The sequence below is a fragment of the Pseudomonas sp. NFACC08-1 genome (assembly GCF_900106735.1).
Classification (GTDB): domain Bacteria; phylum Pseudomonadota; class Gammaproteobacteria; order Pseudomonadales; family Pseudomonadaceae; genus Aquipseudomonas; species Aquipseudomonas fluorescens_Q.
The window spans coordinates 276,601-290,534 of the sequence record NZ_FNNL01000002.1 but is presented as its reverse complement, the minus strand read 5'-3'; the positions used below and the strand labels follow the sequence as shown (position 1 = coordinate 290,534).

Here is a 13,934-nt window from a genome sequence, read left to right as displayed (position 1 = left end):
CTCATTTCCTCATGCGCGGGTCGAGACGATCACGCAAGGCATCGCCGAACAGATTGATAGCCAACAACGTCAGGCTGATAAAGATGCCCGGGAAGATACCCAACCACGGCGCAGTCGAAATGTAGGTACGGCTGGCCGAAAGCATACTGCCCCAGGTGGCGGCGGGCGGTGGCACCCCAAGGCCAAGGAAGCTCAGCGCACTCTCCGAGAGCAAGGCCCAGCCGAACATGCTGGTGGCGAGCACGCACAGCGGCGCCAGACAGTTCGGGGTAATGTGCCGGAACATGGTGTACAACTCCGAGTTGCCAATCACTCGCGACGCCTCGATAAACTCCAGCTCCCGCAGCGACAACACGCTGCCCCGCACCACTCGCACCACCGAGGGGGTGTAAGCGATGCCCAGCGCGAGCACGATGCCGTACTGACTGGCGCCGACGATCGCCATGATGCCCAGCGCCATGAGAATGCCCGGGAACGCCAGCAGTGCATCGTTGAGCATCATCAGCACGCGATCGGTCCAACCGCGCAGATAGCCGGCGAGCATGCCGATCACCGTGCCGCAGATAACCGCCACGCTTACCGAGAGCAGACTGATCCACAGACTGGTGCGCGCACCAATGATCAAACGGCTGAATACGTCGCGGCCGAATTCGTCAGTGCCTAGCCAGTGCGTTGCATTCGGCGCATGCAGGCGCGACAACAGGTCCAGCTTGAGTGGGTCGTACGGAGTCCACACCACGCCCAGCAGAGCTAGCGATACCAGGGCGGCGAGCAATGTACCGCCGATCAATGCATTCAGCGGCGGGTAACGCCAGGACCGCCGAGGCGGAGTAACCAGCCCGGTCGGCAAAGCAGGAGTCTTGGGATTCATAGCTTCACCCTTGGATCGAACAACGGATACAGCAGATCCACCAACAGGTTGACCACCACGTAGATGCACGTCACCAGCAGCAGGCAGCCTTGCAGCACCGGGTAGTCGCGGGAAAAAATCGCATCGACCATCAACCGGCCGATACCCGGCAAGGTGAACACCGTCTCCAGGACTGCGATACCGCCGAGCAAATTGCCGAGGATCAGACCGATCAGCGTCCAGGTCGGCGCAAACGCATTGCGCAAAGCGTGCTTCCACAACACCGCACGCTCGGACAAGCCCTTGGCCCGCGCATGGGCGATGTACTCCAGGCGGAGCACTTCAATGGTGCTGGCCCGCGCCATCCGCGCTATGGCGCCGAACTCCACGAGGGTCAAGGTGATGATCGGCAGCACCACATACGTCAGCGCCTTCACAGGGTCGCTGGCGAAGCCGACGTAGCCGATCACCGGCAACCAACCCAACTGAATGCCGAAGACATACAGCAACAGCAACCCCAGCCAGAAACTCGGCACCGACAACAGCAACGTCGCAGTCGCCACCAGGCCCAGGTCCATCGCGCTGTTTTGCTTCCAGGCCGCGAGCAAGCCCACCGGCACCGCGAGCAGGGTCGCCAGTAACACCGCCACCAGCACCACCGTGGCGCTGACGCTGAAACGCTCGACCAGCAACTCCAGCACAGGCTGGCGACTGCTGATGGAAACCCCAAGGTCGCCACTGAGCACCGACTTGAGCCAGACCAGGTACTGAGTCACCACTGAATGATCCAGCCCCAGGCTTCTACGCATATCGGCCAGGCTTTTCGGGTCGGCCATGTCGCCGAGCATCAGCAGCGCAGGGTCACCGGGAATCAGGCGAATCAAGGCAAACACAATGACCGAGATCAGCAACAGGGTCGGCACCGCCATGCCGAGCCTGTGCAATATGAATCGAAACATAGCCGTATGCCTCAGTGGGTAGTGTCGGCCAGCTTCACGCCCCACAGGCGTGGCTTGGCAACGGGCCAGGAGCGGTAACCTTCAATGCGCTTGTTCATGGCGCCGATGGCTGTACCGTTGTAGATCACCACCATCGGCACATCCTTGAGCATCAAGGCATGCAGCTTGTCGAATAGGGGCCGGCGCTTGGCGGGGTCCAACTCACGCTGGGCTTCACGCAATATCGCCAGGGCCTCAGGGTTGTCCCAGACTTTGCGTGGTTCCTTTTGTTTGTCGCCAATCACCGACTCGTAGCTTTGCGCCGCGTCGAACCGTCCCGAATAAGAGAACGACATCATCTGGTAGCTGCCGGTCTGGTAGCGCTCCAGTTGCGTGCCCCACTCCAGGGTTTCCATCTCGATATTGAGCCCCGCCGCCTGGGTCATGGCCTGGCTGAGCAAGCCCATATCGAACATCTGCGGGTAACGCTTGTTGACCAGCATGCGGATTTTTTCGCCGCCATAACCCGCCTCTTTCAACAGGCGCCGCGCTTCGTCGAGGTTGTAGGTGTAACCCTGGTGCGCAGCGGCGTCGTAATAGGGGCTGGCGGTAGGAATCACCGAGTTGTTCACCACCGACAAGCCATCGGACAATGCTGCAACCATCTGCGCGTAATCCAGGGACAGCGCCACCGCACGCCGAATACGCACGTCCTTGAGCAACGGGTCGCGGGTCTGGAACAACAAGCCGCTGATGGTCATGATCGGGCTGACCTGAATCTCCAGGTTGTTGACCTGCTTGAGTTGTGCAGCGTCCATCGCCGTCACGTCCGGCAGCAAGTCCACGCCACCAGACAGCAAGGCGGCCTTGGCCGACGCCGAATCGGGGATCACCTCGAAACGCACCTTGTCGATAAATGCCTGCTTGTTGCCGGTGTAACCGTCCGCCTCTGCCTCCGTGCGCGGGGTGTACGCCTTGAAGCGATCCAGCTCGACGTACTGGCCCTTCTGCCATTTGCCCAGGGCGAACGGGCCGGTGCCGATCGGTGTGCGCCAACTGCCATCAGCCGCCACCGAGTCCGGGTGCAGGATGCCGCTGCCGGCACAATCCGGGCGGGCCATCGCCGCCAGGAACAAGCCGTTGGCCTGGTCTAGCTGGAACACCACGGTTTTCGCATCGGGGGTGGAGACATCGACAATCCTGGCTGCGCCACGGCCATCGAACTCCGCCAGACAGCGCCACTGGGTCTTGGGATCAAGGTAGCGCCGCCAAGTCCATTGCACCTCCCTGGCCGTCATCAACTGGCCATTTTGAAAGTGCACCCCGTCGCGCAAGGTGAAGGTGTAGCGCAGGCCATCCGGCGAAATGTCGACCGTACGGGCCAGCATTGGCGCGATGCTGGTGTCTTCGCGATACGCCACCAGCCCTTCGACGATATGCATCATCACTGCGTCGGTATTGTCGTCGCGGTTGACGCCCGGGTCGGTGCTACGGATATCACCATTGAGGCCAACACGGATGACCTTGTCTTGCGCCACGGCCATGGACACTGTGCACGCCGACATCGCGACGGCCAGCGCCGCCTTCACATAACTGTTCACGGGAGAAAGACTCCTTGAAGAAATATTCCGGTCAATGGCGAGGGCCAAGGCAGGACCGGCATCAGGATGGTTGAATCCTTGGTTATTGTTATACGGTCTGTTCTGAGTGCATCTACCAGCGTTGTATCAGCCAAGGCTGCGTTTGTGGCGCAATACCCTGGCGAAGAAATCCTGGGCCGCCGGCATGGCCTTGATGCCCTGGTGGGCCACATTGGGTAACAGGTCGAAGTGCACCTGGACACCGGCGGCTTCGAAACTTGCCTTCAAGGTCGCCAGGCGTTCCGGGCGCGTGCATCCGGCGGCGTTGGCGCCTGCCATGTAGTGCTTGCCGCCTTCGCGGTGGGTGATTTCCCACGTTTCGAGGTCCGCATCACCCACCACCATGTGCACCGGCAGTTGCTGCAAGGCTTGCAGGTTCAGTGGTTTGCCGAAGCGCGTCGCGAAGTCCCGCACCCCGACCCACCAGTCCTGGTCGGCATCCAGCAAGGTAACCGAACCCGGCGCGCCGATAGACACTGCCCAAAGTTTCTCCGGGTGCAGATAGCAGAATCGATGCGCAAATTGCCCGCCGCCCGAGTAACCGAACAACGCGAAGGTGTCAAAGCAGCGCCCGTAGCGCTTACCCACGGCGGCAATCATGTCGAGCAGAACCTTGTCGTAGCGAATGTCGCCCTCGACCAACTGCTTATAACCATCCCCATTGCCATCACCCAGCACACCGACCGGGAACAGCGGAGACAGAACCACGCAGTCGTTCCAGCGGCCGAACTCCGCGAAGCCATTGCGATAAATCTCCATCGCACGGGTGGAACCGTGCAACGACACCACCAGGTCCACGGGTCGAGTGCTGTCCTCGATGCTCTCGGGCACATAGAGGGTGTAGGCAAAACGGCTGTCTTCCTGGTGCGAGTACACCGTCGTGACGCCGAGGTGATAGACGCTCCTGGCAGCGCGCAAGGCGGCGTCGATAGGATTGTTCTCTGGATTGCTCATGTGTGGAAAATTCGCCAAGTCAGTTCGGGTTTGAGTATTGGCCGGGCGCCACAAAAAGAAAAACTAATTAAACTTTATCGATCTTGAACAAAATATTTACAATAAGACCTGCCCACGGCTACGGGACCACCCCATGAGCAACATCCGTTTTTTCAAGACGTTTATCGCCGTTGCCGAGTACGGCAGCTTTGCCGCCGCGGCTGAACGCGTGGCCCTCACCAACGCCGCCGTCGGGCAGCAAATGCGCGCACTCGAGGAAGAGATGCGCCGGCCGCTGTTCGACCGCAGCCAGCGGCAGATCAAGCTGAATCGCGATGGCGTGTTGCTGCTGCCCAAAGCCAAGCGCTTGCTGGCGGACTACGAGCAAATGATCGCCGAAGCGCCCGATGACATGGCCATGGAGGGTGAAGTGTCCATCGGCGGCATTACCTCCGGTATGGGCTTGCTCGCCAATTGCCTGGTGCAACTGAAAAAGCTGCACCCACGGATATCGGTCAATCTGATGACCGCTCGCTCCGATGAAGTGGTCAACCTCGTACAGGCCGCAAAGCTCGACGCCGCCTTGCTGATCGAGACCACGCGGCAGAACTTCGATGGCTTGAGCTGGACCCTGCTCTACAACGAACCGATCGTCATGCTTGCCAATGCCACACAAACCGCCGGTATCGACGACGCCGTGGAATTGCTCAGGACGCAGCCGTTCATTCGCTACGACAGATCCACGGCAGTGGGCCGAAAAGTGCAGTCGATCATCAAGAGCGAATCGGTCGAGCCGTTGGAGATCCTGGAGCTCAACTCGATCATTGGCATCGCCGATCTGGTTCGCCAACAAGTCGGTGTGGCAATCGTGCCGTTGCTGAAAAACTTCGACTGGCACAAAGACCCCAGTCTGCGGGTGCTACCACTACCGGGCGACCTGGCCGTACGTCGGGTGGGGATCTTGGAACAGGGCACCAAAAGTGCGATTACCGGAGAGATTCGCAAGCTACTGATGTCGGCCGTGGCGAAGTGATTCTTGTCTGTCACTTTTCCCGCAACGCCAGATAGCCTGGAGTCAAACCGTGGCCCGGCTTCAGGCTCTCGGGTCATGCCCGGTCTCCTCACCCGGGCTTCATGAGCCCGCTTTGGATTGGGTGCAAGCCCGGTGCGCGGCATCGCTTCCCACTGCCGGCCGTCACCCAAGCCGCCTTCGATTTTGTCTCTGGAAATCCGTCAGCGGGTTTAGCCGCACGATGGCCAAGCAGGCGCGTGAGGCGAAGGGGACTAACAGTCCCCCCCTCACAGCATCGTCACGCAACCGCCGTTGCAGCCGCTCTGGAACGCCAGGCAAAAGCCAACACCATCAGCAGCCCCAGACCCGCCATCGCCGCTCCGGCCAGGGAAATCGCCGGATAACCCAACCCGGCATTGATCACCGCTCCGCCCAGCGCCGCACCTATCGCGTTGCCGAGATTGAAGGCACCGATATTCACCGCCGAGGCCAGATTGGGCGCGTCCTTGGCGGCTTCCATGACGCGCATCTGTAGCGGCGGCACCAGGGCGAAACTGGCGATACCCCATATCAGGATGGCCACGGCGGCCGGCAGTGGCCAACGCATCAGCGCGGTGAACGCCAGCAAGACGAGAATCAGCACGCTCAGCGAAACGATCAGGGTACGGTCTATCGAGCGGTCGGCGGCCTTGCCACCCCACATGTTGCCCAGCGTCAATCCCACACCGAACAGCACCAGCATGGCGGTGATGTAAGCGGTGGATGCGTGGGTCTCGTTGCTGAGGATCGGTGCGATGTAAGTGAAGACGGTAAACATTGCCCCCGAGCCGACGACGGTCAGGGCCAACGCCCCCAGCACCGGACCACGGCCCAGTACCCGAATTTCAGCCAGCACGCCGACGCCTTGCGGCATTTGCAGGTTGGGCAAGGCGAACCACAACGCGGCCATGGTCACCCCGCCGAGGCCGGTGATACCCCAGAATGCCGTGCGCCAGCCGAACAGTTCGCCAAACCAGGTGGCCAGCGGCACGCCGCCGATGGTCGCCAGGGTCAGGCCCATGAACATGGCCGCCACCGCCCCGGCACGTTTCTCCGGAGCGACCACGCTGGCGGCGACGATGGAGCCAACGCCAAAGAACGCACCGTGGTTCAGTGAGGTCACCACCCTGGCGACCATAAGGCTGTAGTAATCGGTCGCCAGGGCTGACATCAGATTACCCAGGGTAAAAATCGCCATGAGCCCGATCAGCAGATAGCGCCGGGGAATCCTGCCGGTGGTCAGGGTCATCAACGGCGCGCCGAGCAGTACGCCCAGGGCGTAGGCACTGACCAACAGACCGGCGGCGGGAATGGAAACGCCGAGGTCCGCAGCGATGCCCGGCAACATGCCCATGGGGGCGAACTCGGTCACGCCGATGCCAAAGGCACCAATGGCGAGTGCAACAAGTGGTGGATTGATACGCATGGAAGGCTCCTCATCTATGCTGCGAATGCTACGATCCCGTCTTTTCAGGCGGTAGATAGCATTTCTGGCAATCACCTTTGCGCAAGAGGCACAAATGGACTTCAACGGCAGGTCAGGTGAAATGAGCGTGTTCGCCACCGTGGCGCGGGAAGGCAGCCTGTCAGCCGCCGCGCGTGCATTAGGGCTGACACCCTCGGCGGTCAGTCGGATCATCGCGCGTACCGAACAACGCCTGGGTACCCGCCTGCTGTTGCGCACCACCCGAGCGATCACCTTCACCGCCGAGGGCGAGGCGTTCCTGCGCGGCGCCCGGCGCATCCTGGCCGACATGGACGAGGTCGAAGAAGCCATCGCCGACCAGGGCGTACCCAGGGGCCGATTGCGCGTCAGCGCCGCCCTTGGCCATGGGCGGCAGGCCATCGTTCCCTTGGTGGCGGCATTCAGCGCCCGCTACCCGAACATCGTCGTCGACCTCACCCTGGGCGACGAAGTGGTCGACATTCTCGGCGGCCAGGCCGACGTGGCGGTGCGCTTTGGTCATCTACCCGACAGCCCGCTGACCGCGCGCAGGATGGGCGACACCGGCCAGGTCGTGGTGGCATCGCCCGACTATCTGCAGCGCCATGGCACCCCGGTGGAACCGGAGGACCTGCTACGGCACAACTGCCTACGCTTCAACTTTCGGCGCGCCGAACCCAACTGGCCATTCATCCGCGACGGACGAGAGTTCTCCCTGAAGGTCAGCGGCAACATCGAATGCAGCAGTGGTGAAGCGTTGGCACAATTCGCGCGAGTCGGTGCCGGCATTGCCCGTATCGGCGAGTTCACCGTGAGCGAGGACCTGCAGCGCGGAGACCTGATACCGCTGCTGGAAGCCTGGAACCCAGGCGACCGAGAACCGATCCATGCGGTGTTCGTGGGGGGCTCGGCAATGCCGGCGCGGGTGCGGCTGTTCGTGGATTTCCTGCTGGAACATCACCGGATGTAAGCGGTGGCGTCACTTAATCCTTCCGGGTGCTTGAGATGTGGCCTGGCATAGCGTCAACCGCGAACAGGGACTATCTTAAAGCCCTGACGGCCGTGGCTCGTCGCACCTATAACAATAACGCCGTGCCCGCCCTCTGAAGCGGCACGCTACACGGAGCCTCCCATGACTCGGCATAGCGCGCAGCCCCATCCGAGCGAACTCGCTGCCTTCGTCAACGAGCATTTCCCTGAGCGGCGAATCAGGCCGGACCGGGTGATTGCCCAGTCCTGGTATCGCAGCGTCATAAAACATCGACTCGATCCCTCCTCGTCCGCGCGCCTGGATGTTCTTTGCGCCGAAGATATCCGCCAGCATCAGCAACGACACCAGCAGTACCTCGATATCGCCAGCCAGGGCGTCAGCGGTTTGGCCCGGCGCGTGGTACCAGCCGGCTTCGCGGTGTTGCTCAGCGATGAACACGGCATCACCCTCGATGCTCGCCTGCCCGACCAGCCTGTTCCTTATGTCCGCTCGGGCCTGGTGGTCGGGGCGCGCTGGGACGAGTCCATCGCCGGCACCAACGGCATCGGCACCACGTTGGCTGCGGCCGAGCCGTTGATCATCCACCGCGAGGAGCACTTCCTCACCTCGAATGCTCGCCTGAGCTGTTCCGTTGCGCCGATTTTCAACGCCCAGGGCCTTCTGCAGGGTTGCTTGAACGCTACTTGCCTGAACAGCAATGGACCCAAGGAAAGCCAATACCTGACCCTGCAGTTGGTGATCCTGTATGCCCGCTTGATCGAGAACGCACACTTTCGCCAAAACTACCGCGATCGGCTGACCCTCTCGCTCAAGCCCATTGACGAGATTGCCGATCTCGCCAACGAGCAATTGCTGGCGCTGGATGACAGTGGTCGAGTGATCGGTGCCAATCACGCGGCCTTTGTTGCCCATGACCAGGCCCATGGCCCCCATCTGCTGGGCGGCGCTATCGACCAACTGCTGCCCATGGGCGTCGACGAGCTACTGCGCCTGACCAACGGCGGCGCCCGCGGCCTGCGCCTGCGTGCGCGGCATGACGAAGCGCTGCTGGACCTGAGCCTGCGCATCCCCGCGAGCCATCACCGTCTGGCGCCAGCGCCGGCCAAGGCACAGCGGCCCCGCCCCCCCGATCTGGAGCAACTGGCCGGTGATGACCCGACGCTACAGCAGGCCGTGCGCCGTTTGCGCAAGGTCATCGACAAAGACATCGCCATCCTGATTACCGGCGAGACGGGCACTGGCAAAGAAGCCTTCGCACGAGCCATTCACCAGGCCAGCGCGCGTCGGGACGAGCCCTTTATCGCACTCAACTGCGCGGCAATCCCCGAGAGCCTGATCGAGAGTGAACTGTTCGGCTACCGTGGCGGTAGCTTCACCGGTGCCGATAAAAAAGGCATGAAGGGCAAGCTGGAACTGGCCAATGGCGGCACGCTGTTTCTCGATGAAATCGGCGATATGCCAGCCCATCTGCAAACCCGTCTGCTACGCGTACTGGCCGAACGGGAGATCAGCCCCATCGGTGCTCCAATGCCGGTATCACTGGACATCCAGGTGATTTGCGCCACGCACCAAGACCTGCAAGGTATGTTGCGCGACAAACACTTTCGCGAGGATCTGTTCTATCGCCTCAACGGCATGAACCTCAGTCTACCGCCCTTGCGCGAACGCAGTGACCGCGCGCAACTGATCCAGCGTCTGCTCGACAGCCAAGCCGAAGCCAAGGGTGTGCAGCTCACCGCCCAGGCCCGCCAATGCCTGCTGGAGGCGTCCTGGCCCGGCAATATCCGCCAACTGATCAATGCCCTGCGCTACGCGGTGGCGCTGGCCGAGGACGGCAATGTCGATGTCGACTGCCTCCCCGCCGAACTGCTGCAGGGCGACGCGTATGCCCGGCTGGCCAGCCCGTCCGTGGGCAGCGAACCACCCGCGTCGAATCTGCTGGAAATCTTGCGCCGGCATCGGTGGAATATCAGCGCGGCAGCCGCCGAGTTGGGGGGCGCTCGCTCGACGCTCTATCGACAGATGAAAAAGCAACGTTTAGTGCAACCCAACGACCGTCTCTGATCCCCTATGCAAAACGCCCAGACCGTCAATCCGGCCCGGGCGCTTTTTGACGGCGGTGGAACTGTCACGCCTGGATGTACACCACATGGGTATGGGTGTACTCGTACAACCCGTGCTTGCCATCGGCGCCGCCAATGCCTGACTTGCGCGTCCCGGCGTGGAAGCCCTGCATGGCTTCGAAGTTCTCGCGGTTGATATAGGTCTCACCGAAATCCAGCAAGCGGGTTGCCTGCATGGCAGCGCTCAGGCTCGCGGTGTAGATCGACGAGGTCAGGCCATATTCGCTGTCATTGGCCAGTGCAATCGCCTCATCGAGGTCATCGACAATCTGGATCGGAAGCACCGGACCAAAGATCTCCTTGCGCATGATTTCCATGTTCGCGGAACACCCGGCCAAAACGGTTGGCTGGTAGTGGAAACCCTGGCCTAGATCGGCCACCGCGCCGCCGGTGATAATCTGCGCACCCTGCCCGCTCGCGGTCCGGACCATTTGCGCCACCTTGTCGAGCGCCGCGCGATTGATCAGCGGCCCCATGTCCAACCCATGTTCGGCCAGAGGATCGCCATACCGGGTGGCCGCCATGGACGCCGCAATACCTTCGATAAACGCATCGGCCACCTTGCGCTCGACGTAGACTCGCTCGGCGCAGTTGCACACTTGCCCGGTATTGATCACCCGCGAGGCCGTAATGGCCCTGATCGCCAGGTCCAGGTCAGCGTCAGCCAGAACAATGGCGGGTGCCTTGCCGCCCAGTTCCAGATTGAGTTTCGTGATATTCGGTGCCGCAGCGGCCATGATCCGCGAACCGGTGCCGACGCTGCCGGTAAAGCTGATCAGGTCGATGCCCGGGTGACTGCTCAGTGCATGGCCGACCGCTGCGCCAGTGCCGCAAACCACGTTGAAGACGCCAGCGGGCAGATCCGTCTCGGCCACCAGGCGAGCGAACTCGAAGCAGTTGATCGGCGTTTCTTCACTCGGCTTGATGACGATGGTATTGCCGGTCAACAGCGCTGGCGCCATCTTGCGGGCGATCAGGAAGAACGGGAAATTCCACGGCAAAATCCCGGCGACCACGCCGAGGGGTTTGCGCAGCAAAAAGATGCTCTCGCCGGCCCGGTCGCTGCTCAGCACTTCGCCTTCCAGGCGCCGCGCCCACTCGGCCATGTAGTCGAGGTAGTCGGCCGTGAAATTCACTTCCACCCGCGCCAGCTCCAGGACCTTCCCCTGTTCAGCAGTAATGGTCCGAGCCAAGCGCTCGCCGTGCTCGCGTACCTTGCTGGCAATTTTGCGCAGATAGCCCGCACGCTCAATAGCCGGGCGGGCAGCCCAGGCCCTTTGGGCTTGGCGCGCGGCTGCAATGGCCTGCTCGACTTCGGCGGTGCTGCCTTGGGGCACGCGCCCAAGCAACTGGCCGTTGGCCGGGTTATGGACCTCAAGATGCTCGTCGCTGGCGACAAAGGCATTGGCGATGTAGTTCTGGTAGATGATGTGACTCATATCCGCGTCTCTCCTGTCGAGGATGTGCGACCGACCGGCAAGGCTACCGGCCGGCCGGAGGCTTATTGCTTGGCGCTGAATTTTTTCCAGGCCAGTCCTTCGTCCTGAAGGTCGTGGGCCCGCTTGATCAGGTACTGATGGATCTGGTCGACCTGCTCGGGGGTAAAGGCATCGGCAAAGGACGGCATACCATCGGGCACACGCCCACCGAACAGGATGCCGAGGAACATCTGGTGTTTCTCCGGCGTCAGCTTGCGAAGATCCGGCAACACCCCGCCGCTGACCGCGTGGATGCCATGGCACTGCGAGCAATATCCGTCATAGAGCTTGCCGCCGGCCTCGATGGCCGCGGTGTCGGTGCTCAGCGCGGGTGGTTTCGGGGTGTCGGGACGCGGCGCCGGTTCCTGCAACTTGGCGGTGCCGCCAATCTTGTAGGTCAGCACCTGGGAAAAGGGCTGCACCCCGGCACGCAGCGACAGGGCGCCGGCAAAGGTGGAAAATGCCCCGCCCCAACCGGCCATGAACGTCACGTACTGCTCGCCATCGACGCTGTAGGTGATCGGTGCTGCCATCACCCCACTGGCCGCAGGTTGCTCCCAGAGTTTCTTGCCGGTGTCGGCCGCGTAGGCGATCACCCGGCCATCGGCGCTGCCTTCGAATACCAGGTTACCGGCGGTACTCAAGGTGCCGCCATTGAAGATGGTTACGTAGGGCACTTCCCAGGCCGGCTGCTGCTTGACCGGGTCCCAGGCGATCAGCTTGCCCGACCAGCCCTTGGCCATTTCCAGCAGGCCGTCGACATTCTCCGGCATCATCCCGGTCCGCAGGCCCAACTGGTACATGCTCTTGAAAGGGTTGCGCTTGGGCGCCTCGGGAATGTGCTCGTAGTAGGCGGACATGATGTGGGCCGGGATATACACCAGCCCGGTGTTCGGGTTGTAGGACATTGGCTGCCAGTCATGCGCTCCCCAGAAGGCCGGCGTCACCAGCTTGCGCTTGCCGTCCTTCCAATACGCAGCGTTCTCGTCATCGACGATTGGCCGACCGGTCTTCATGTCCATGCCCTTGGTCCAGCTTTGCGGCACGATGCCCTTGGCCGACAGCAACTGGCCGGTGGCGCGGTCGATCACATAGAAGAAACCGTTCTTGGGCGCCTGCATCAGCACCTTGCGCGGTTTCCCGTCGATGGGCAGTTCAGCGAGGATCATATGCTGGGTCGCGGTGTAGTCCCATGCGTCACCCGGGGTGGTCTGGTAGTGCCAGACGTACTCACCGGTATCGGCGTTGACCGCGACAATCGACGACAGGAACAGATTGTCGCCCTTGGCCTGGCTGCGCCATTTCGGGTCCCACAGCGAACCGTTGCCGACACCGATGTACAGCAGGTTCAAATCCGGGTCGAAGGCAAACGAATCCCAGGCCGTCCCGCCACCGCCCTGCTCGACAAACGCGTCGCCATGCCAGGTCTTGGCGGCAATGGCCATACCCTTGTCTTCCGATGGTAGCTTGGGGTCGCCGGGCACGGTATAGAACCGCCAGGCCTGCTTGCCAGTCTCGGCATCGTAGGCGGTGACATAGCCGCGCACGCCAAACTCCGCGCCGCCGTTGCCGATCACCACCTTGCCGTTGACCACCCTGGGCGCGCCGGTGATGGTGTAGCTGCGCTTGTGATCGGCCCGGGTATCGACCGACCAGGCGCGTTGACCGGTCTTGGCATCGATGGCCTCCAGGCGCCCGTCAAGCACGCCCACGTAGACCTTGCCCTTCCACACGGCCACGCCACGGTTGACCGCGTCGCAGCAGGCTTCGCCCGCGCGGTTACGGTCCGATTGCGGGTCGTACTTCCAGATCAATTTACCGTTACGGGCATCCAGCGCGTACACCACCGAAAACGGCCCAGTGGTGTACATCACGCCATCGACCACGATCGGCGTGGCTTCGACACCACGATCCAGATCGAGCTTGTAGCTCCAGGCCAGCCCAAGCTGACCGACGTTCTGGTCGCTGATCCGTTTGAGCGGGCTGTAGCGCTGCTCATCATAGGTCCGCCCGGTGCTCATCCAGTTGCCGGGTTCTTTATCGGCCGCAATCAGTCGCTGACTGTCGACATTGGCTGGCGTCTCAGAAGCCAAGGCGGACGCAGTGGCCAGGCTCAACAGCAAAGCGCCGGCCAGGGATTTCAGAGGGATACCGGCGACGGTAGATCGAACACCGGAAAACGAGGCATGGCCAATCTGTCTCATGGGCGTAGTCCTTTTCTTATTAGTGGCGCGGTCATATCGATGCGCACCCGTGAAGGAGCAATGACCATGCCACTGACTTGAAATAGGGCCGACAGCTTGATTTGATGGGATTCAGGGATGGGGCGAAGCGCTATTCATCCATGAAAGACGCTACAGGTGTAGCGAGTAGCGCTACAGTGGCGGCACAGGTGTAGCGCGTAGGCGCTATTCACGAATTGGCAATAGCCGATTCTGCCAGTTTGAGCGGCTTCTAATCGACGGCATTCGCAATGGACTCCAGCA

10 protein-coding genes are annotated in these 13,934 nt (G+C 61.9%); 3 read left to right on the top strand and 7 right to left on the bottom strand.

Features of this window, described 5'->3' with window-relative positions; all coding sequences use genetic code 11:
• Window position 1: 1 nt before the first annotated feature.
• The 4 genes from BLU76_RS05040 to BLU76_RS05025 form a co-directional block, all read right to left on the bottom strand.
• The gene (locus tag BLU76_RS05040) at window positions 2–871 is read right to left on the bottom strand and encodes an ABC transporter permease (protein WP_092221720.1); all 870 of its coding nucleotides are present in this window, start codon (window positions 869–871) and stop codon (window positions 2–4) included.
• Complete coding sequence (locus BLU76_RS05035) at window positions 868–1,809, bottom strand: ABC transporter permease (RefSeq protein WP_092221719.1); 942 nt, start codon at window positions 1,807–1,809, stop codon at window positions 868–870. The genes BLU76_RS05040 and BLU76_RS05035 overlap by 4 nt, the downstream gene beginning before the upstream one ends.
• Window positions 1,810–1,820: 11 nt before the next feature.
• Entirely contained in the window at window positions 1,821–3,389 is a 1,569-nt protein-coding gene (locus tag BLU76_RS05030) for an ABC transporter substrate-binding protein (protein ID WP_092221717.1), read from the bottom strand.
• A gap of 126 nt (window positions 3,390–3,515) precedes the next feature.
• Window positions 3,516–4,382 carry an alpha/beta hydrolase family protein gene (locus tag BLU76_RS05025; RefSeq protein WP_092142238.1) on the bottom strand — a complete coding sequence of 289 codons (867 nt, stop codon included), beginning with the start codon at window positions 4,380–4,382 and terminating at the stop codon, window positions 3,516–3,518.
• 133 nt (window positions 4,383–4,515) lie between these two features.
• Between BLU76_RS05025 and BLU76_RS05020 the strand changes: the two genes are divergently transcribed.
• On the top strand, window positions 4,516–5,394 hold the full coding sequence (locus BLU76_RS05020; RefSeq protein WP_092142241.1) for a LysR family transcriptional regulator: 879 nt from the start codon (window positions 4,516–4,518) through the stop codon (window positions 5,392–5,394).
• A 277-nt stretch (window positions 5,395–5,671) separates the two neighbouring features.
• Here the strand turns inward: BLU76_RS05020 and BLU76_RS05015 are convergent, their stop codons facing one another.
• The gene (locus BLU76_RS05015; protein WP_092142245.1) at window positions 5,672–6,838 is read right to left on the bottom strand and encodes an MFS transporter; all 1,167 of its coding nucleotides are present in this window, start codon (window positions 6,836–6,838) and stop codon (window positions 5,672–5,674) included.
• 94 nt (window positions 6,839–6,932) lie between these two features.
• Here BLU76_RS05015 and BLU76_RS05010 point away from each other — a divergent pair, with 94 nt between their 5' ends.
• The gene (locus BLU76_RS05010; protein ID WP_092221715.1) at window positions 6,933–7,826 is read left to right on the top strand and encodes a LysR family transcriptional regulator; all 894 of its coding nucleotides are present in this window, start codon (window positions 6,933–6,935) and stop codon (window positions 7,824–7,826) included.
• 162 nt (window positions 7,827–7,988) lie between these two features.
• Window positions 7,989–9,911 (top strand): sigma-54-dependent Fis family transcriptional regulator, encoded by a 1,923-nt coding sequence (locus BLU76_RS05005; protein WP_092221714.1) that lies wholly within the window; start codon window positions 7,989–7,991, stop codon window positions 9,909–9,911.
• 64 nt (window positions 9,912–9,975) lie between these two features.
• On the opposite strand, the gene aldA is transcribed toward BLU76_RS05005, so the two are convergent.
• Both aldA and BLU76_RS04995 read right to left on the bottom strand, forming a co-directional pair.
• On the bottom strand, window positions 9,976–11,409 hold the full coding sequence (aldA, locus tag BLU76_RS05000) for an aldehyde dehydrogenase (RefSeq protein WP_092221713.1): 1,434 nt from the start codon (window positions 11,407–11,409) through the stop codon (window positions 9,976–9,978).
• A gap of 62 nt (window positions 11,410–11,471) precedes the next feature.
• Window positions 11,472–13,652, bottom strand: coding sequence for a PQQ-dependent dehydrogenase, methanol/ethanol family (locus BLU76_RS04995; protein ID WP_092221711.1), 2,181 nt, complete (start codon window positions 13,650–13,652; stop codon window positions 11,472–11,474).
• Between the last annotated feature and the right edge of the window lie 282 nt (window positions 13,653–13,934).